The organism is Nonomuraea sp. CA-218870 (genome assembly GCF_050936535.1).
GTDB classification, from domain to species: domain Bacteria; phylum Actinomycetota; class Actinomycetes; order Streptosporangiales; family Streptosporangiaceae; genus Nonomuraea; species Nonomuraea corallina.
The window spans coordinates 5,291,116-5,310,683 of record NZ_JBNJMN010000001.1 but is presented as its reverse complement, the minus strand read 5'-3'; the positions used below and the strand labels follow the sequence as shown (position 1 = coordinate 5,310,683).

16 protein-coding genes and 1 tRNA gene are annotated in these 19,568 nt (G+C 74.0%); 5 read left to right on the top strand and 12 right to left on the bottom strand.

Annotation, left to right across the window (positions count from 1 at the left end):
- Positions 1 to 40: 40 nt before the first annotated feature.
- The 6 genes from ACQEUU_RS25520 to ACQEUU_RS25495 are packed head-to-tail and all read right to left on the bottom strand — an operon-like array spanning position 41 to position 7,669.
- A complete protein-coding gene (locus ACQEUU_RS25520) occupies positions 41 to 1,252 on the bottom strand; it encodes an MFS transporter (RefSeq protein WP_433070335.1) in 1,212 nt (403 codons plus the stop codon).
- Positions 1,239 to 2,102 carry a phytanoyl-CoA dioxygenase family protein gene (locus ACQEUU_RS25515; RefSeq protein WP_433070332.1) on the bottom strand — a complete coding sequence of 288 codons (864 nt, stop codon included), beginning with the start codon at positions 2,100 to 2,102 and terminating at the stop codon, positions 1,239 to 1,241. Before ACQEUU_RS25515 ends, ACQEUU_RS25520 begins: the two co-directional genes overlap by 14 nt.
- Positions 2,102 to 3,163 carry a hypothetical protein gene (locus ACQEUU_RS25510; protein WP_433070330.1) on the bottom strand — a complete coding sequence of 354 codons (1,062 nt, stop codon included), beginning with the start codon at positions 3,161 to 3,163 and terminating at the stop codon, positions 2,102 to 2,104. Before ACQEUU_RS25510 ends, ACQEUU_RS25515 begins: the two co-directional genes overlap by 1 nt.
- 44 nt (positions 3,164 to 3,207) lie before the next feature.
- Positions 3,208 to 4,380: an aldehyde dehydrogenase family protein gene (locus tag ACQEUU_RS25505; RefSeq protein ID WP_433070327.1), complete on the bottom strand. Its 1,173-nt coding sequence runs from the start codon at positions 4,378 to 4,380 to the stop codon at positions 3,208 to 3,210.
- The gene (locus ACQEUU_RS25500) at positions 4,377 to 6,464 is read right to left on the bottom strand and encodes a DegT/DnrJ/EryC1/StrS family aminotransferase (protein ID WP_433070325.1); all 2,088 of its coding nucleotides are present in this window, start codon (positions 6,462 to 6,464) and stop codon (positions 4,377 to 4,379) included. Before ACQEUU_RS25500 ends, ACQEUU_RS25505 begins: the two co-directional genes overlap by 4 nt.
- Positions 6,465 to 6,475: 11 nt before the next feature.
- Positions 6,476 to 7,669, bottom strand: coding sequence for a radical SAM protein (locus tag ACQEUU_RS25495; RefSeq protein WP_433070322.1), 1,194 nt, complete (start codon positions 7,667 to 7,669; stop codon positions 6,476 to 6,478).
- A 355-nt stretch (positions 7,670 to 8,024) separates the two neighbouring features.
- Here ACQEUU_RS25495 and ACQEUU_RS25490 point away from each other — a divergent pair, with 355 nt between their 5' ends.
- From ACQEUU_RS25490 to ACQEUU_RS25470, 5 genes are read left to right on the top strand one after another with little or no spacing between them, the layout of a single operon-like run.
- The gene (locus ACQEUU_RS25490) at positions 8,025 to 9,104 is read left to right on the top strand and encodes a glycosyltransferase (protein ID WP_433070319.1); all 1,080 of its coding nucleotides are present in this window, start codon (positions 8,025 to 8,027) and stop codon (positions 9,102 to 9,104) included.
- Positions 9,101 to 10,927, top strand: coding sequence for a N,N-dimethylformamidase beta subunit family domain-containing protein (locus tag ACQEUU_RS25485; protein ID WP_433070316.1), 1,827 nt, complete (start codon positions 9,101 to 9,103; stop codon positions 10,925 to 10,927). The genes ACQEUU_RS25490 and ACQEUU_RS25485 overlap by 4 nt, the downstream gene beginning before the upstream one ends.
- Positions 10,928 to 10,959: 32 nt before the next feature.
- Positions 10,960 to 11,970, top strand: coding sequence for a zinc-dependent alcohol dehydrogenase (locus ACQEUU_RS25480; protein ID WP_433070313.1), 1,011 nt, complete (start codon positions 10,960 to 10,962; stop codon positions 11,968 to 11,970).
- Entirely contained in the window at positions 11,952 to 12,905 is a 954-nt protein-coding gene (locus ACQEUU_RS25475; RefSeq protein WP_433070310.1) for a Gfo/Idh/MocA family protein, read from the top strand. Before ACQEUU_RS25480 ends, ACQEUU_RS25475 begins: the two co-directional genes overlap by 19 nt.
- A complete protein-coding gene (locus tag ACQEUU_RS25470) occupies positions 12,905 to 13,501 on the top strand; it encodes a DUF1349 domain-containing protein (RefSeq protein WP_433070307.1) in 597 nt (198 codons plus the stop codon). The genes ACQEUU_RS25475 and ACQEUU_RS25470 overlap by 1 nt, the downstream gene beginning before the upstream one ends.
- 34 nt (positions 13,502 to 13,535) lie before the next feature.
- Here the strand turns inward: ACQEUU_RS25470 and ACQEUU_RS25465 are convergent, their stop codons facing one another.
- The 6 genes from ACQEUU_RS25465 to ACQEUU_RS25440 all read right to left on the bottom strand — a co-directional run bounded on the left by ACQEUU_RS25465 (position 13,536) and on the right by ACQEUU_RS25440 (position 19,479).
- The gene (locus tag ACQEUU_RS25465; RefSeq protein WP_433070304.1) at positions 13,536 to 14,240 is read right to left on the bottom strand and encodes an FMN reductase; all 705 of its coding nucleotides are present in this window, start codon (positions 14,238 to 14,240) and stop codon (positions 13,536 to 13,538) included.
- On the bottom strand, positions 14,237 to 15,349 hold the full coding sequence (locus ACQEUU_RS25460) for an LLM class flavin-dependent oxidoreductase (RefSeq protein ID WP_433070302.1): 1,113 nt from the start codon (positions 15,347 to 15,349) through the stop codon (positions 14,237 to 14,239). The genes ACQEUU_RS25465 and ACQEUU_RS25460 overlap by 4 nt, the downstream gene beginning before the upstream one ends.
- A gap of 74 nt (positions 15,350 to 15,423) precedes the next feature.
- Complete coding sequence (locus ACQEUU_RS25455) at positions 15,424 to 16,074, bottom strand: epimerase (protein ID WP_433070299.1); 651 nt, start codon at positions 16,072 to 16,074, stop codon at positions 15,424 to 15,426.
- A gap of 220 nt (positions 16,075 to 16,294) precedes the next feature.
- Positions 16,295 to 16,368, bottom strand: a tRNA-OTHER gene (locus ACQEUU_RS25450).
- A 35-nt stretch (positions 16,369 to 16,403) separates the two neighbouring features.
- Positions 16,404 to 17,810: a hypothetical protein gene (locus ACQEUU_RS25445; protein WP_433070296.1), complete on the bottom strand. Its 1,407-nt coding sequence runs from the start codon at positions 17,808 to 17,810 to the stop codon at positions 16,404 to 16,406.
- 88 nt (positions 17,811 to 17,898) lie between these two features.
- A complete protein-coding gene (locus tag ACQEUU_RS25440; protein WP_433070293.1) occupies positions 17,899 to 19,479 on the bottom strand; it encodes a bis-aminopropyl spermidine synthase family protein in 1,581 nt (526 codons plus the stop codon).
- Positions 19,480 to 19,568: the final 89 nt, after the last annotated feature.

The following is a 19,568-nucleotide window of genomic DNA, read 5'->3' as shown; positions in this document are numbered from 1 at the left end:
CCGCGAGCCCGCCCCCGGGAGGACGGGGGCGGGCTCGCGGTCAGGCGTCCCTCTGGTCGGCCGCGCGGGTGGCCCCGGCGTTGACGATCACCACGGCCAGCAGGAGGAGCAGGCCCGCGAAGATGACGACCAGACCCACGGCCTCGGCCAGCCAGCCGATCAGGACCGGGCCCATCAGGAGCCCCGAGTACGTCATGGTGGTGAACCTGGCCAGCGCCGTCGCCGCGCCCACCGAGCTGCCGTGCCCGACCGCGCTGAAGATCAGCGGCAGCAGCACCGACAGCCCCGCGCCGACCACGCCGAACCCGGCGATCGTCACGGCCGCGTTCGGGCCCGCCACGACCAGGGCCAGGCCCGCGAGCGCGATCCCGCCGCTCACCCGGACCAGCAGCGGCGCGCCGTACCGCTCGTGCAGCCGGTCGCCGACCAGCCGGCCGCCCACCTGGCAGATGTTGAACAGGGTGTAGCCCAGCGAGGCGACGGCCAGGGTCGCCCCCCGCTCGTCCAGCAGCAGGACACCGCTCCAGTTGCCGACCGCGCCCTCCAGGATGAGTACGCTGGCCCCCATCGCGCCCAGCAGGAGCACCCGGGGCGTCCAACCGGCGCCCCACCGTACCTTGATCTTCTTTTCCTGGTCCGGCTGCCGGTCGGCGCCCGGGGGCAGCATCCACAGGCCGGTGACGAGCGCGAGAACGGCCACCCCGAGGCCCATCCAGACGAAGTGCGCCGTCAGCGAGACCCCGCCTTGCAGGACCAGGCCGCCGAGCAGGGACGCGGCCAGTGCGCCGATGCTCCACGCGGCGTGGCAGCGGTTCATCACCGCCCGCTTGAGCGTGCGCTCCACCGCGATCGCGTGCGCGTTCATCGACACGTCGAGCAGTCCGTCGATCAGGCCGAAGACCGCCAGCGCGACGGCGAGCTGGATCGGGTCGGCGGCCAGCGCGATGCCGAGCAGCGACAGCGGCAGCGCCACGCCGGTCACCCTGGCGATCGGCGCGCTGCCGAACCTGGCCACCAGCGCGCCGGTCAGCTGCATGGAGATCAGCGCGCAGACCGAGGGGACGAAGAGCAGCAGGCCGAGCTGTCCCTCCGAGAGCCCGTGCTCGACCTTGAGCGTCGGCACCCGGATCAGGAAGCTGGCGTAGGCGAGCCCGACGATCAGGAACGCGGACATCGCGGCCAGCCTGGTCAGCCCCGCGGCGCGCGGCTCGGGCGCCAGCTCCGGCCGGCTGGTGTCCTCAGGCGCCGTCATCCCCGGCCCACTCCTTCGTCCATCGGTGGTCCGCCCGCTCACCCCGGAGGATGAAGCGCAGGTCCATGGAGACCCGCATGGCGTCGGTCACGGTGTCGAGCGAGGCGTGCACCAGGTGCGGGCTGTGCACCGCGACGTCGCCCGCCTCGTAGTCGTGCCACAGCCACCTGCGGCCCACCGCCAGCGCCGTGGCCCCCAGGTCGTGGCTGATCGGCCGCAGGTCGTGGGGCCGGTCGCGGGCGAGCCGGGCCCGCTCGAACCGCTCCGCCGACTCCCGGTGCGAGCCTTCGAGATAGACCAGGCCGCCCGTCTCCAGCGGGCAGTCGCCGACCGGGATCCACATGGTGAGCACCCGGTCGCTGCCCCTGGTCATGTACGCGTGGTCGGTGTGCGCCCGCGAGGCCGCCTTCGTGCCCGCGTGGAAGTGCCGCAGGATGCCGCGTGGGAGCCGCTCGACCGGGCCGCCGAGCAGCGCCGCCGCCAGACCCGCCAGCGACGGCTGATCGGCGAAGGCGGTGAAGCGCGGGTCCCGGACGAAGGCGTGCGCCGGATGGCCGCTCACCCCGTGCGCCGGCAGCCCGGCGGGCGCGCGGCCGGAGAAGATCCCCTCCTCGGGCGTGGAGCCCGGCGCGAGCAGCCCGTCCGGGAACGCCGACAGGTACGCCGCGCGCAGGTCCAGCACCGCCCGACGGTCCAGGAACCCGCGCAGCAGCACCACCCCGTCCTCGTGGAAGCGCCGGCGCAGGGCGGCGACGTCACCGGCCAGCGCCGTGCTGTCGGGCAGCGGCGCGAACAGCTCCCCGGTGAACGGCAGGGGCACGCCGTTGGAGGAGACGACCTGGCGCGACATCAGTAGACCCCCTCGGTGATCCGCGGCCCGTCCTCGGCCTCGTACGGCCCGACCTGCGACACGCCGGGCCACGGGAACCAGGGATGCGGGGGAGCGGCGACCGCCGTGTCGCGCTCCAGCAGGTTGGGCAGGAAGAGGTCCTCGAGCAGGGTCACGATCCGGATCCGGCCCCGTTCGCCGACGGCGACGTCCTGCCACACGTCGTCGGGCCGGACCACGTGCATGACCGCCAGCGGCGGCGGCAGGTGGTGGCTGTGCGGCTCGCCGGGCGTCACGGCGTCGCCCTGGAGCGCGTGCCCGGACAGGGTGTTGCCGTAGGTGTCGATCCACTGGACGTCCTGGAGGTACTCCTCGCGCAGGTAGCGGGCCTCCTCGGCCGAGCAGGAGGTGCCGCCCGTGCACACCGCGCGCACCCCGTACGCGCTCAGCGGCTTGCGGAGCGCGGGCGCGAGCGACATGAGCAGCCGGGAGGTCGTGAAGAGCAGCGCGGGCCGCTCGTCCTCCAGGATGTCGGCGGTCTGCGCGACCAGGTGGCCGACGTAGGCGTCGGCGTCTCCGGGCCCGCGGACCAGCCGCTTGACCCAGCGCGGGTCGAAGTCGATCGAGAAGACGGCCGCGCCCCAGCTGTCGCCGAGCAGCTTGACGAAATGGCCGTAGGCGTGCGGGCCGCTGGGCGTCATGGCGAGGATGTCGCCGCCGAGCAGGCCGCGCGCCTCCAGCATGACGCGGTACATGCGCACGTCGTGGATCGCGCGGGTGACGTCGACGACCCGGTACGGGCGGCCGGACGAGCCGCCGGTCTCCACCACGCGGAACGGCCGTCCGGCGAAGCCGCGGGGCACCAGGTCGCGGGCCCGCACCCCGCGCAGGGCGGTCTTGTCGAACAGGCCGAACAGCCGGAGCGAGGCGTAGCCGGTGACGTCGCGGATCGGGTCGAAGGGCAGGTCGCGTCTGCGCGCCAGCCAGAACTCCGAGCCGGTCCTGTCGCTGAAGTGCCACCTCATCATCCGCGTCGTCCACTCGTCGAGCGATTCGCGCAGCGGGGGGACGTGTTCCCGCATGGCGTCGAGCAGGGAGCCGTCCGGCTCCCCGGGGTGGTCCGTGTTCAGGACGGCACTCCTTCCGTGGAGGTGGCGAAGCCCGCCGGGTGGACGAAGCGGGAGCGGGCCGCGAGACCGCGCGCGCCGGCCCGGTCCGTCGCGACCATGACGGCGAAGGGAAAGGGCAGCTCGTGGCCGACGAGCGGGTGGCCGGGATGGTCGGCCTCGACCAGGGTGGGCGCCAGGTAGACGGAGCCGCCGGCCCGCGACAGCACCGGCCGCCCGGTGAGCAGCCGCCCGCCGGGGGCGAGCCGGTCCATGACGAACGCGGCGACGCGGGCGGCGTCGGGTTCCGGCCAGGACGCCTGCGGCCAGCGGGGATCCGGCGGGTCGAGCGTGATGCCGTCGAGTATCCCGGCCAGCCGGCGGCCGAGCGGCTCGGTCCCGTCCAGGCAGGCCAGAACGCAGGTGTTGGTGCAGAACCGGCCGGCGTCCCCCGCGATCCGCGCGGCCAGCTCCTCGGCGTCCGGCCGCCCGTCCACGATCACACAGGCCCGACCCGGGCCGCGCAGGTCGAGCGAGGGCGGGCCCGCCGCCCTGCTCTCCAGCTCCGCCGCCAGGTCGTCCCCGCCGTACACGATCTGCCGGTCCGAGCCCTGGATGAGGGCGTGCAGCGTACGCGGCGCGGTCGGGTAGTAGCCGAGCGCCCCGGCCGGCCAGCCGGCGCTCAGCAGGGCGCCGATCAGGCGGGCCGACGACAGCGGCTCGCGCCTGCTCGGGCGGACCCAGACGGCCGCGCCGGACAGCGCGGCCTCCAGCACCGCCTCCAGGCAGGTGAAGGTGTTGGCGGGCAGCGAGACCACGGTGAGTCCCGCCTGCTCGCCGGGCGCCAGTTCCTCCAGCCGGTCGGCGAGCATGCCCGACCAGCGCCGCACCAGGGCGGGCGGCAGCCCGGCGGTCTCGCGCATGGACGCGGCGAAGTCGCCGGGGTCCTGCTCGCCGAGTCCCTCCACAGGGACGCGGCCGTGCCGGAACAGCTCCACGGCCTCGCGGAGCAGCTCCAGCCGCCGCGCCCGGTCCGGAACGGCGGGGCGGCGGGCGCGCAGGCGGGCGGCGTCGTCGCGGACGATGATCTCCGGGGCCAGGCAGAGCAGCCGGCCGCCGGGGACGGGCACGGTGTCCATCGACCGGTACCACCGGCCCCCGCGCAGCAGGGGAAGGGCCCCCTCGCGGGTCACGAGAGCGCGTCCCGCAGGGCCTGGACGACCCGATCCTGCTGCGCGGCGGTCATGCCGGGGAAGATCGGCAGGCAGATGTGGCGGGCGGCGAACGCCTCGGCCCTGGGGAAGGAGCGGTCGCGGAAGCGCCCGGCGAAGTAGGGCTGGCGATGCAGCGGCACGTCGTACACCTCACCCGCCAGGCGCACCCCGGCGGCGCGCAGCCGCCGCTTGAGCGCCTCCCGGCCGGTCCCTTCGGGCAGCAGGGCGAGGTACTTGTAGTGGTTCGTCGAGCAGCGCGGCGACAGGGCGGGGCGGGTCAGCGCGGGCACGCCCGCCAGGCCCTCGTCGTAGCGGGCCGCCAGCGCCCGGCGTTCGGCCAGCACCTCGTCCAGCCGGGCCAGGTGGGTGAGCCCCACCGCCGCGTGCAGCTCGCTCATCCGCCAGTTGCTGCCGAGGTCGCCGTGCAGGTTCTCCTCGAAGGACCGCTTGCCGTGGTCGCGCAGGCGTCTGGCCCGGTCCAGGTCGTCCTGGCCGAGGGCGGACAGCAGCCCGCCCTCACCGCTGGTGATCACCTTGGTCGGGTAGAGGGAGAAGGCCGCCAGCCGGCCGAACGTGCCCGCCCGCCGCCCGCCGAGCGACGAGCCGAGCGCGTGCGCGGCGTCCTCGACGACGGCGACGCCCCGCTCGGCGCAGAGCGCCAGCACGTCGGCGAGCGAGTCCGGCAGGGCTCCGGCCAGGTGCACCGGCACGACCGCGGCCACGTCCTCGTGGGCGGCCAGCGCGGCCCGCAGGCCCTCGGGGTCCATGCCCAGGCCGTCCGGCTCCAGGTCGACGAAGTCCACCGCGGCCCCGGCGCGGACGGCGCTCGCCGCGGTCGCGAAGAAGGTGTTGGCCGGGACGAGCACGGTGCGCCCCGCGACGCCGACGATCCGCAGGGCGATCTCCAGGGCCGAGGAGCCGGAGCTGACGGCCGCGGTGCCGCGGCCGATCTCCCGGCTCGCCAGCTCCTCCAGCCGCGCGCCGGTCGGGCCGAGCGTCAGCGACCCCGTCGCCAGGGCGTCGTCCACCAGGTCCAGCACGTCCAGCCGCGCGCGCACGTCGAAGAAGACCCGGGCGGCGGGCACGGCGACCTCGGCGGCGGCGGGCTTGGCCAGGGTCCGGGTGAAGAAGCCGGCCGCTTCGGCCAGGTCGGTGCCGTGCCCCATCGGCAGGCGCAGCACCTCGGCCCGCCCCGGCTCGTAGTGCCGCGTGATCCGCTCGCCGGCCGCGGCCGCGTCGGCGGGGTCGAGCCGCGCGTCGGACGTGCCGTACTGGATCTGCAGAGGCGCCGGGGACAGCGCCGCGTAGAGGTCGGGGAGGTCGGCGTGGCGCAGGATGGACGGCAGCGCGACGTACTGGTTCCAGGCCAGCAGCTCGCCGATCATCGTCTGGTAGGTGCCCAGGTGGCTGGCCGCGCAGAGCGGGACCGGCTCGTCCCGCAGGAGCGCGGCGTGCAGGGCGACGGCCGCGCCCATGCTGTGGCCGAACAGTCCGACGCCGTCCACATCGGGATCGGCGTCCAGCCAGCCGAGCGCGGCCAGCGCGTCCTCGGCCAGTGCGGCGAGCAGGCTGCCGCCGTGCAGCCGCAGCGTGGCGTCCAGCACGTCACCGCTGTCGCGCCCGCCCAGCGCGGCCGGGTCGGCCCACCGGTCGAGCCCGTGGTCGAGGGTGAGCGTGCGGAACCCGGCGGCCGTCAGGTGGGCGGCCACGTCGCGGCCCGGATGGTCGGGCGGGGCCAGCCCGGTCACCCGCTCCAGCGTCGCGTTGCGCCCCGGGCACACCAGCACGGCCGGCCACGGCGGCGGCCCCGCCGGGGTCAGCATGACCGCGCGCAGCTCACCGCCGTCGTGCTCGAAGACGTAGTGGTCCACCCGGTGACCCGCGCGCGGGTCACCGGCGCGTGCCGTCCTGACCCGCAGGGTGCGCTCGCGGACGGCGGCCAGCCGGGCGACCGCCCTGCGCACCCGCGCGTCCGCGGCGGCCTGATCCGCGGGCTGGTCCCCCTGGTCCACGGCCTGTACGGGAGAACGGCCGAGATGGCCGAACCGTTCGATCGGCGTCACCGAGGTCCCCGTCAGACGAAGTCGGCGTGAAGCGTCCGGGGCACCTCGACGCGGTAGCCGGCCAGCGCATCGTCGATCTTGACCCGGCCCCGGCGCAGCCATTCGAGCAGCTCGTTCTGCGGCCGGTAGAAGCAGGACTTGCACAGGTCGGTGCGGCGCGGGTTGCTGGACTCCCACTCGGCCCTCGGGCCGCCTTCCAGCACGGGCAGGTAGCCGTCCTCCAGCACGTTGCCGATGCGGTAGCGGCTGTTCAGGTGCACCTGGGGGCACGGGTAGAGATGGCCGTCCGCGCCGACAGCCGTGACGAAGCGGCTGTAGTGGCAGTGCTCGAAGTCGCCCTCGACGTCGTCCACCTGGTCCATCGGTCCCCGGTCCAGCTTGGGCACCGAGACCTCGAACTCCTCCGACGACAGCGCGGCGGCCTCGGCCAGTGAGGCGGAGACCTCGGCCATGACCTCGTCGATCGTCTCGTGACCCAGGGCGCTGTAGAACTCCGGCTCGAACCGCACATAGTGCGCGCCCGAGTCGGCCACCGCCCGGGCCGCCTGGACGATCTCCCGGTAGTTCTGTTGCGTGATCACGAAGTTGAACCCGATGCGGAACTCGGGATCGACCGCCTTTTCGCGCAGATGGCCCACGGCCGTCAGGAAAGTGCGGAACGTCCGCTCCTTGTCATGGGTGATCTCGTTGAAGGTCGCCTCGGTGCCGGCGTTGAGCCCCACCCGCACCCAGGTGTGGGTGTTGATCACACAGTCGGCGATCTCCCGCCGGTGCAGGCGGGATCCGTTGGTGATCAGCCCGATGCGCAGCCCTGCCTCGTGGCCCGCCGCGCAGATTTCCGGATAGCCGCGGTGAATAGTGCATTCACCGCTGCCGCAGAAGGTGACCGCCCGGCCACCGGACTCGGCGAATTCCCGCATGAGCTTGACGCTTTTGTCGGTGGGAATGGCGTCCTTGAAGGAGAACAGGTCGTAGAAGTTCTCCTCGTTCGGCGAATGGAAGTTGCAGAAATTGCAACGCATGTTGCAGGCGCCCATGATGCCGATGCGCATATGGATGGGCCGGAAAGTCTCGCCGTTGACGAATTTCCGCACCAGGTCCTCGTGGGCCAGCACCTTGTCGGGGGCATGCGCCTGGTCGAGCGAGACCTCCACCAGATCGTCGCGGTTGTGGGGGCGCGCGGATCGGTAACCTTCGTCGGACATCTCGTCTCCACCCTGGAACACGTGGCCTCGAACTTATGGTTCGGATGCGTGGCAGGATTCCGGTGCTGGCCGGTCTCCGCCTTACCGGGGGAGGTTTTCGCTCCCGTTCGTGAACGCCCTGTTGGGAGCGCTCCCAGGTGACGCTAAGGGAAACAGCAAATTCGGTCAAGACCTCTTGTGATGAAATTTTCACCGGGGTAGCGTGACGTCCGGCTCGTGTTATCGCAGGTGAGAGGAATCGGCAGTGGCAGAAACCCCGATGGCGTCAGCCGGAATGTCGGAAACGCAGGTCCGGTCCCTCGGTCGCAGACTGGCCGCCTATGTCTTTCTGGCCCATGACCCCTCGGTCCCCGCCGTGGCCGCCGACTGGTGGCAGATCAGCGGCCCGCACTACCGCGAGGTGGCCGACGCGGTGGCCGAGCTCGTGGCCGGCGACCCCGCGGCGGCCGACCTGGCCCGCTTCGCCGCCGAGCCCGGCGACCGCGCGCTGGAGTCGGCGCTGGCCGAGGCGCTCACCGCCCTGCTGCGCAGGTCTCCCGCCGACCGCCCCCGCCTGGAGAAGGCGATCGCCGCCGCCGACGAGCACGTGCTGGTGGACTACCACCACGGAGTCCGGGCCGACCGGTCCGCCGCCGGAGTGAGCCTGGACGAGGTCGCCGGCTGGGCCCGGCCCCGCGTCTCCCTCACGATCGTGATCCCCTTCCGCGACCGCGTCGGCGGCGCCCGCGCCCGCAACCTGCTCGCCTGCCTGGCCGCCCTGCGCGACCAGGACGAGCACGGCGCGCGGGTGCGCGTCACCGTCGTCGAGTCCGACTCCGAGCCCCGCTGGCGCGACACCGTCGAGCCGCTCGCCGACCACTACCTGTTCGCCCGGCACGACGGCCACTTCAACAAGTCGTGGGCGGTCAACGCCGGTGTGCGCAACACCCCCGGCGACCCCGAGCTGATCTGCGTGCTGGACACCGACATCCTGGCCGACCGCCGCTTCCTGGCGCGCAACGTCGACCGGATGACGGCGGAGCCCTCGCTGTCGGCCTTCCTGCCCTACCGCCGCATGTACTGCCTCGACCCCGAGTCCTCCTCCGACGCGATCCGCCGCCGGCTCGGACACGGCGACGCCGACGTGTCCCTCGACGCCGTCCGCTCGCTGGTGCTGCGCGAGCCGCCCGGCGCCTGCCTGTGGGTCAGGGCCCCGGTCTTCCACGCGATCGGCGGCTTCGACGAGCGCTACCAGGGCTGGGGCGGCGAGGACGACGACGTCGTGGCCAGGCTCGCCCGTGCCGGGCGGCTGACCAGGTTCGACGACCCGCTGCTCCACCTGGCCCACCCGCGCCCGGAGATGACGCTCGACGGCAAGCCGTTCAACGCCCACATCGAGCCGTTGAGCTGGACCGCCGGCGGCGGATACGGCGACCTGCGCGGCCCCAGGGGATGAGCGTGTACGCGACCGCCACCTCGGTGCCGCGAGGCGGGCGGCTCCGCTTCCGCCTGACCGGCGACGCGGCCCGCTGCACGATCCGCGACACGGTGACCGGCGAGACCAGGGCGCGGCTCGACTGCGCCGGGCCGTGGTGGACCCTGGACATCCCGCCCGGCTGGCCCAGCTCGCTCTACGCCGCGTCCTTCGGCTCCGCGGGCCCCGAGGACGACGTCTACTTCGTCGTACGGCCCGGCGGCGCGGCCCGCGACGCGATCCTGGTGTCCGTTCCCTTCCTCACCTGGCAGGCCTACAACCGGGCGGGTGTGCCGGGGGAGGGGCTCTACCCGACGGAGGGCGCGGACAGGGCGGGCCGGGTCACCTTCGACCGGCCCGGCGGCGGGCCGGCCGGCCACTGGGAGGATGGCTTCTACCGCTGGCTGAGCCGTACCGGCGTGCCCGTCGACTACTGTTCCAACCTCGACCTGCACCAGGACCCGGGCCCGCTGCTGCGCGGGCGCCGGCTGCTGGTGGTCGCGGGCCACGACGAGTACTGGACCAAGGAGATGCGCGACGCGGCCGAGTCGTTCGTGGCTGCCGGCGGCAACATCGCCTTCTTCGGCGGCAACACCTGCTGGTGGCAGGCCCGGCTGGAGGACGGCGGCCGGACCCTGGTCTGCCACCGGGACGCCCTGCTCGACCCGATGGCCGCCGAGGACCCCGGCCTGGTCACCGTCGAGTGGTCCAGCGCGCCGGTGTCCCGCCCGGAGAACACGCTGACCGGCGTGAGCTTCCGGCGCGGCGCCGGCTGCTGGGAGGACATGGGCGCGGTCGCGTCCGAGGCGTACACGGCGCGGTTCGCCGGCCACTGGGTGTTCGAGGGCACCGGGCTGCGCGACGGCGACGCCTTCGGCAAGGGCGCCCTCGGCTACGAGACCGACGCCGCCGAGTACACCGAGGTCGACGGGGTGCCGCTGGCGACCGGTGCCGACGGGACGCCCGCCGAGTTCACCATCCTGGCCACCGCCGACCTGCGCCACTGGCGGAGCGTCGGGCAGGGCGGCCACGCCACGATGGGCATCATGCGGCGCGGCGCCGGCACCGTGTTCAACGCGGCCACGGTCGGCTGGGGCGACGCCGTGGACGACCCGGTCGTCGACCGCGTCACCCGCAACGTGCTGCGTCGGCTCGGCGGTCCCCCCGGCTGGTGGGAGCCGATGGGCGGCGGTGCCGCCGTGACCGGGCTGGCCGCCTGCTCCGGCCTGCTCTTCGGCGTGCTGCCCGGCGGCGAGCTGGGCGTGCGGCGGTGGCGCACGCAGAACCTGCCGTGGCGGCGGATCGAGCCGGCGCCGGGGCTGGTGGCGCTGGCCGCGCCGCGCGAGGCCACGTCCGGCGCGCCCGCCGTCCTGTACGGCCTGGACTCCGGAGGCGGCGTGCTCGTCCGCGACCCGGTCCCCGAGGCGGCCCCGTGGACCGAGATCTACCCCGCGCCGCCGGGCGCGATCGGGATCGCGCCCGTCGACCGGACCATGTTCGCGCTCGGCCCCGGCGGCGAGCTGTGGCGCCGGCCGCTGGCCGCCGCGCTCCCCGGCCCGTGGACGCCGGTGACCGGCGGGTCCGGGCTCGTGGCGCTCGCCCACCTGGGCGGGCGGCTGATGGGTCTGGACTCCGGCGGCGGGCTGCACGGCAGACTGCCGGACGACGACGCGTGGACCCCGCTCGGCACGACCCCCGGCCTGACCACGCTGACCGGTGCGGCGGGCCGGCTCACCGGCGCCACCCCGTCGGGCGACCTCTACTGGAGCGACCCCCTACGCCTCCCTCCGCCCTCCGGCCTCTGACCATCCGTACTTCGACCCGCAAAGGAGGGGGCGTGCGCCGCATCTCGCTCGCCGGCCGCCGCAGCATCCGGCTCGACCACGACGCACCCGTGCCGGCCATCGGCCCGGACGACGTGCTGGTCCGGGTGGGCGCCTGCACGGTCTGCAACCGCAGTGACCTGGCGTACTACCACTACTACGGACTGCGCGACCACTGCGCGACCGGCTGCTTCGGCCACGAGATCGCCGGGACCGTCGAGGCCGTCGGCGAGCGCGTGACCAGCGTCGCCCCCGGGCGGCGGGTGTTCGTGCGCACCCCGCTCACCTCCGGGTTCGCCGAGTTCGCGGCGGCCAGGGAGATCAGCGTCGGCGCGCTCCCCGACGACGTGCCCTTCGAGCAGGGCTCGATCCTGCAGCTGCTGCCGCTGGCCGTGCACGCGACCCGGGGAGTGCGGCTGGGCGACAGGGTGGCGATCGTGGGCCAGGGCCCGGTCGGACTGATGGCGCTCCAGGTGGCGCGGCTGCGCGGAGCCGCCGAGATCGTCGTGACGGACCTCGATCCCTGGCGGCTGGAACGGTCGGCGCTCCTGGGCGCAGACCGGACGGTCCTGTCGGAGTCCCCGCACACCGTGCCCGGCGAGCTGGGCGCGGACTTCGACGTCGCCGTCGAGGCGGTCGGCACCCCGCACACCGCCCGCGCCTGCGTCGACCTGGTCCGCCAGAACGGCCTCGTCGTCCTCCTCGGCACCCACCACGTCGACACCCACGTCACCTTCGACCTGGTCCAGTGGGAGCGGAAGGGCCTGCGCGTGCACAGCTCCGCCGAGCCGACCGACACGGCCAGGGCCGAGGCCATGGCGGTCGCCGTGCGGCTGGCCGCCGCGTTCACCGCGCGGCTGCGCCTGGACGCGATCCTCACCGCGACGTACCCGCTGGAGAACCTCCAGGACGCCCTCGACCGCCTCTCCGAGAGTCCCACCCTGCATCCCGCCGGGCACGACACGCCCTACCGCACCCCACCGGCGAAGACACTCAAGATCGCGATATGCCCGGCTCAGGGCTGAAGTGGGGGATCGCGGGCTACGGCGACATCGTGCGTAAGCGGGCCCTGCCCGCCCTGCTCGCCCTCGGGGAGAAGGTCGTCTGCGTCTGGGGGCGGGACGCCGCCCGCGCCCGCGCGACCTGCGACGCGTTCGCGACCGGCTTCGGCACCGGCGACTACGGCGAACTGCTCGGCGCGGCCGACGTGGTCTACGTCGCCACGCCGGTGGCGACCCATCTGCCCCTCGCCGCGGCGGCGGTCCGCGCCGGCCTGCCGGTGCTCGTGGAGAAGCCGCTCGGCGGCCCGCCGCATCCCGCCGAGCTGGCCGGCGGGCACGTGGGGGTGGCCTACTACCGCAGGCTCGCGCCGGCGGTGCGCCGCGCGCACGAGCTGCTGGACGGGCGCGCGGTCCACCGGGCGGTCGTGGAGTACCGGGGCCGCTTCGACCCCGGCCCCGCCGACCCCAAGCGGTGGCGCACCGACCCGGCCCTGTCCGGCGGCGGGGTGCTCGCCGACGTGGGCAGCCACCGGCTCGACCTGCTCTGCCTGCTGCTGGGAGAGCCGGTCGTGACCGGAGCGGAGACCGGCCTGCCCTTCCCTCTCGGCGCCGAACGGGTCGCGCGGGCACGGCTGGCCTGGCCGTCGGGGGCCCGCGGCGAGGTGAGCGCGGCGTGGCGGCCGGGGCCGCCGCGCGACCAGTTGCTGATCGCCTTCGACGGCGGGACGCTGAAGCTCGACCCCCTCGACTCGGGGTACGTGCGCGGAACCGTCGGCGGCGTGACCGTCGAGGAACACCTGCCGCCACCGGCCAATCCGCACATCCCGCTCATGGCGGACTTCGCGCGCAGCGTCCGCGACGGGACCGAACCGGTCTGTCCCTTCCGCGACGCCCGCGCCGTCGACCGTCTCATCTCGGCCGTCTACGCGGTCGCGACCACTCTGGAGGAAGACATCTGATGGCTGCCGTATCCCTGCCCGCGTTCCCCGCGCCGCTGCGCTGGCTCAACGAGCCCGAAGGGTGGAGCGTCGAGGGCGACGACACACTCGTCATCACCGCCGCCGCGGGCACCGACCTGTTCTCCGACCCCGGCGAGCCGAACCGGTACGCCAACGCCCCGGCCCTCGTGGGCCGCCTGGACGGGGACTTCACGCTCAGCGCCCGGGTCAGGCTCGACCTGCGCTCCACCTTCGACGCGGGCGTTCTGCTGCTGCACGCCGACGCCGACCGATGGGCCAAGTTCTGTCTCGAACTGTCCCCGCAGGGCACGCCCACCGTCGTCTCGGTGGTGACCCGCGGCGTCTCCGACGACTGCAACTCGGTGCCGATGCGCGGCGACGACATCCGGCTCCGTGTCTCGCGCGTCGGCTCGGCCTTCGCCTTCCACGTGGCCGAAGGGGCGGGCGCGTGGAGCCTCATCCGGTACTTCGCTCTGGACGGGGACCCCGAGGTGGGCTTCCTCGCCCAGAGCCCGATGGGAGACGGCGCCACCGTCCGCTTCGAGGACGTCCAGTACACCCCCAAACGGCTGTCCGACCTGCGCAACGGCGAGTAGCGGGAAGGCGGCGGTCCGTACGACGTGGTCTCCGTCAGGACGAGGGCCGGATCGAGGCCAGGTACTCCTCGAAGGGGATCACCTCTTCGACGTCCGCTCCGGCGTCGCCGTCGACGGACGGCCCGCTGGACGGTCCGTCGGCGGCCGGCCCGTTGACGGACGGCCCGCCGGTCTCCACGGCCGCGGGCCGGGCGGCGGCCGGGCCCGTACGGCGCATGAGGTCCGCCAGCTCGGCCGCCGCGCGGTCGATCCGGTCCGCCAGCCCGTCGGCGTAGGCGTCCCCGCCGCCGCCCCAGTCCTCCGTGGCCGCGTACACGGCGGTCGGCGTCACCACGGCGCGCAGGTACGCGAAGAGCGGCCGCATCGCGTGCTCCAGCACCAGCGAGTGCCGTGGAGTCCCGCCGGTGGCGGCGATCAGCACCGGTTTGCCCGCCAGCGCCCGCGGGTCGAGCACGTCGAAGAACGACTTGAACAGCCCGCTGTAGGAGGCGGTGAACACGGGGGTGACCGCGATCAGCCCGTCCGCCCCGGTCACGGCGTCGATCGCGCCGCGCAGCCGGGTGTTCGGGAAGCCGGTGACGAAGGCGCCGGCGATGTCCACCGCCAGGTCGCGCAGTTCGACGACGACGGGCTCCGGCGCCCCGCCGAGCCGCTCGCCGGCGGCCCGCGCGAGGCGGTCGGCGAGCAGGCGGGTGGAGGACGGCTGGGTCAGCCCCGCCGTGACGACGACGAGCTTCATCGGTTGACCTCCTGTGAAGCTTCCAGGGCATCCTTCGCGCGTTCGGCGGCGAGGCGGGAGGCGTGCGTGGGCGCGTCGGGGACGCCGGCCGGGCGGCCGATCGCGAACTCCCTGCGCAGCACCGGCACGACCTCCTCGCCGAGGAGGTCGAGCTGCTCCAGCACCGTCTTCAGCGGCAGCCCGGCGTGGTCCATGAGGAACAGCTGGCGCTGGTAGTCGCCGAAGTACTCGCGGAACGCGAGCGTACGGTCGATGACCTGCTGCGGGCTGCCCACCGTCAGCGGCGTCTCGGCCATGAAGTCCTCCAGCGACGGCCCGTGGCCGTACACCGGGGCGTTGTCGAAGTACGGGCGGAACTCGCGGATCGCGTCCTGGGAGTTCCTGCGCATGAACACCTGGCCGCCGAGCCCGACGATCGCCTGCTCCGGCGTGCCGTGCCCGTAGTGGGCGTACCGCTGCCGGTAGAGGGTGATCAGCCGGATGTAGTGCTCCTTCGGCCAGAAGATGTTGTTGGCGAAGAACCCGTCGCCGTAGTAGGCGGCCTGCTCGGCGATCTCGGGGCTGCGGATGGAGCCGTGCCACACGAACGGCGGCACCCCGTCCAGCGGCCGCGGCGTGGAGGTGAAGCCCTGCAGCGGCGTGCGGAAACGGCCCTCCCAGTCGACCACGTCCTCGCGCCACAGCCTGTGCAGCAGCGCGTAGTTCTCCACGGCCAGCGGGATGCCCTGGCGGATGTCCTGGCCGAACCACGGGTAGACCGGGCCGGTGTTGCCGCGGCCCATCATCAGGTCCACCCGGCCATCGGCCAGGTGCTGCAGCATCGCGTAGTCTTCAGCGATCTTGACCGGGTCGTTCGTGGTGATCAGCGTGGTCGCGGTCGACAGGATCAGCCGTTCGGTCCTGGCGGCGACGTAGCCCAGCATGGTCGTCGGCGAGGACGGCACGAACGGCGGGTTGTGGTGCTCGCCGGTGGCGAACACGTCCAGCCCCACCTCTTCGGCCTTGAGCGCGATCCGCATGATCGCCTTGATGCGCTCGCCCTCGGTGGGCGTGCGCCCGGTGGTCGGGTCCATGGTCACGTCGCCGACACTGAAGATGCCGAACTGCATTTTAGTCACCCACTCGTACTGTTGAACTTTCAACAGCTAGGTCAGCGTCCGGGCCCGCCCGGTTATTCCCCTGGTCACAGCGCGTTGACGGCCGCCGCGTCCAGGACGCGGCCGGGCGCTCCCCGCTCGGCCACCGCGATCATAGCCCGCCCGATCTGCTCCGTCGTGGTCACCGCCGAGGGGAACAGCCGCCGCAGCACCGGATAGAACGGCGCCGCCACCACGTACGCCAGCCGGTAGAGCCTGGTCCTGGACGTGGCCCCGTACATCGGCTGGACGTAGCCGGGGCGGAACAGGTAGACCTCCAGCGGCAGCGCCAGCAGCGCGTTCTCCGTCTCGCCCTTCACCCTGGCCCACATCGTGCGGCTGCGGGCGTCGGTGCCGATCCCCGACACGTACACGAACGTCGAGCCGGGGCTCAGGCCGGCCAGCGTGCGCGCCACCGACAGCGTGAGATCGTAGGTGAGGCGCCGGTACTCGCGCTCGGCCATGCCCGCCGAGGACACGCCCACGCAGCAGAAGCAGGCGTCGTAACCGGCCAGTTCGCCCGCCACCGGCGTCAGGTCGAACAGGTCGGCGTGCCGGATCTCGCGCAGCTTGGGGTGCGCCCGGCCGGTCGGGGAGCGGCCGACGGCCAGCACCGCCGTCACCCGGTCGTCGGCCAGGCAGGCGCGCAGCACCCCCTGGCCGAGCATGCCGGTGGCGCCGAACAGGATGACCCTCATGACACCCTCCTACTGCAAGCCTAACCAGCCCGAAAGCCTCAACCGGCCGGCCGCGCCGGGCAGGAAGCAGGGTAGTCGCCGCCGGGCCGCCGGTGCGGGTGGCCCTCGTAGCACCAGGTGGCAGGACGTGGAGAGATCCAGCCCGCACCGGTGCAGGATCACCTTGACCGTCAGCGCAGGTCCGCCGTGACGCTCGGGAACGACGCGCGAGCGTCGACGGTCCCGCCGGCCGGGCTCGAACCGGCGTCCACCCGGTCTGAAGAGCCAGGCGCTCTACCTCTGAGCTACGGCGAGGCGGCCCCCAGTCTGGCGGACGCCGGGTGATCGCGCTAGCCGTTTTCCGCCCGCGGTTCCCGGGCCGGCAGCTCGCTGACCACCACGCCCGAGGCCAGCCCGTGGGCGGCGTCCGCCGCCAGTTCCGGTTTGACCGGCCGGCCGCTGAAGACCCCGGACCGGCGCAGCAGCGCCGCCCACACCGGGTCGGCCACGCTCACCCCGTGCACCAGCTCGGGCGTCGGCCGGAACACCGCCACCCCGCGGGCCGGAGCGGGCGCGGTCCAGCCGGACCCCGCCGCGTCAAGACCGGCCGCCACGCACGCGGCCTCCACGTCGGCGCGCGTGCACCGCGCCGTCCCGTCGAGCACCTCCCACGGCAGCGGCAGCGCCGCCCACACGGCCGTGTCGGGGTCGACGTCGCCGCCTTCGGAGCGGTGCCAGGCGGCCAGGTCGGCCGCCATCATCCGCATCACCTTGCCGGGGCAGGCCGCGTCCAGCAGGCCGAGCGCGTTCAACGACCGCAGGCAGGCGAGCCATCCGGCACGGGCGGCGTTGTAGGCGACGGCGAAGGCGTTCCAGGCGGTCGAGTCGTCACCACGGCGCACGATCATGTTCTTCCTGTCGGCGCCGTCCTTCCACCGCTCGCGCAGCAGCCCCGCACTGTGCCGCATGACGGCCGACCACTGGCCCAGCAGCCGCCCGCGCTCCTCCTCCGGCAGCCGCGCCAGTACCTCGGGCGTACTCCGCGCCTGCGCGATCATCCACCAGTCGGCGCCCTCGCCGCACCGGGCGAAGAGCACCTGGGCGATCTCGTCGAACGGGTTCTCCCGCCCCGACAGGCTGAACTCCCTGCGCCGCTTGCGGCGTGCGGTGTAGTACGCGACGAAGCAGGCCGCGTCCACGTCGCCGGCGAACCTCTCGTACGGGATCTCGGCCGCGAACCCGGCCAGCCCGACCTGCAGCAGCCGGCGCTTGTCCCGCTCGATCTCCAGCACGCCGGCCTTGGCCGCCACCCTGCGCAGCACCCGGAACCTGCGGTTGTACTGGCGCTTGGACAGATCCAGGCCCGCGGCTTCGCGCGCCTGCCGGTTGAGCCGGTGGCGCAGGAAGTCACCCCGCTCCGGTGCCCACCCGATCGGCTCCCCGGTCCGCGCGGCGAACTCCAGCAGCGCGGCCGGGTCGTCGCCGTCCACGTCGAGATCCTGGTCGAACAGCCGGTTGGCCGCCGCCACCTGGCGGGCGCCTCCGACCGGCGGCGCGAAGTCGGCCGGCATCGAGGAGAACCAGCCCTCGCGCCGCGTCGAATGCCGGGCGGCCCGCTCCAGCACCACCCGCTCCCGGCGGCCGAGCCGCCCGGCCAGCACCCGCAGCACCAGCTCGGCGACGTCCTCCGGCCGATCGCGCCGGCTCAGCGACGCGTGCAGGTCCCGAAACGCGGCGTCGTCACCGATCATGCTCATGCCGCCATCTTCCCGCCCGTCCGGCCGTCCTTCGACCGTATTTCCCGAAGGCGGCATTTCCCGAAGGCGGCATTTCCCGAAGGCTCGATCACTCCCGGGCGCCGGCCCCGGCCGTGAGCGAGGCGGTCACGGCGGCGGGCAGGTCGCGCAGCCGGTGGGCGGGCAGCTCCAGCACGGTGACGTCGTCGGCCCACGGCGCGACCCGGGCGACGATCTCGCGGGCCTGCCGCTTGGTCAGCCCGGCATCCGCCCTGATCAGGCCCTCGCGCCAGGTGTTGGCGAGCTTGCCGTGGGCGTGGTCGAGGATCGCGCGCAGCAGGCGCCCCGGCGCGTCCCGCGCGGGATCGGTGCGCACGGCGTCGAGGACCGGGCCTTCGGCGGTGATCCGGTAGACGGGGGACAGCAGCGCGGTCAGCCCGGCCAGGTCGTCCGGCGGCCCGGCGAGTGACACCCGCACGTGCCCGGCCCTGGTGGCCAGCAGCAGCCGGGGGAGCGCGGCCTCCATGCCCGCCGGCACCGCGACGGCCACCCGCTCGGGCGCGGCGGCGTACGGTTTGGCCAGCCAGGTGGACAGCCGGGCCCGGGGAACCCTGGGGGACAGGCCCTTCGGCCAGTCGCCGACCAGGACGCCCGGCTCGAAGCCCTCCGGCAGGGCCGGGCCGGCGGCCGGCGAACGGGACTCGACGGACTGAGGGCCCTTGGTGTAGATGGCGGTGCCGTAGCGGCCGGCCCTGGCGGCGACGGCGGGCCGGGTCTTGGTGGTCGGGCGCAGCACGTAGAGGTCGGCCGCCGAGCCGATGGCCTCCGCGCCGAAATAGCGGTTGAAGTCTGGATACATCGCCTCGTAGGCGAGGTTGAGCTCGTGCAGCGACTCCTGCACCTTCAGCGCCAGCATCGGCGTCCGCTCGCTCGCCCCGTACGCGAGCAGCACCCGCCCCCGGTCCGGGTCGCGCAGCCCCTCGACGGCCCTGGCGACGAACAGCCCCACCCCTTCGGGCGTGTACGGAGGATCGGTGACGGCCAGGTCGGCCCGTTCGCGGACGGACGGCGGCAGGCCGAGGCGCAGGTCGGCCCAGCGGGTGCGCACCGTGACGCCCAGCCGGTCGGCCTGCTCGTCGATGTAGGCGAGGATCCGCTCGTCCACGTCGACCACCGTCACGTCGGCCTCCGGATGGATCAACTTGATCGCCAGAGAGGTCAGATCGTGGTCGCCGACGCACAGCACCCCGGCGTCCCGCAGCCAGAACCGCGCCCCCAGCAGCAGCGCCCGCCGCACGACGGTCTCCGGCGTCGCCGCCACGTGATCGAGTACGTGGCGGCCACGCGGCGCCCCGGCGATCAGCCGCTCCAGGACCTCCACCACCCCGGCGTGCCGGGGCAGCAGGTGGGCGACGGGATCGGCGGGCGCGTGGCCGGGCCCGGCGTCCTCATCGAGCAGCTCGCGGCAGGCGGCGGCCTGCTCCGGCGTGAGGCGGAACCGGTCGCCGGAGCGCTCGGGCGACATCTCGCGCAGCAACGACTCGATGCCCCGCCTGGAGGTGGCGGTCTCCCGGACCAGGCCGGCCAGGGTCCACCAGTCGCCTTCGCACAGCAGCGCGAGCGCCGTGCGGAACCGCCGGGCGTCCACCCCCGAATCGGCCAGCACCTTCCGCACGCCCTCGCCATCCATGACCAGGACTCTATCGGCAGCGATCACCCCCACCGGCCGGACCTCGCACGGGCCGGAAACGCGAGAAGGCCAGGCCCGTGATCACGGGA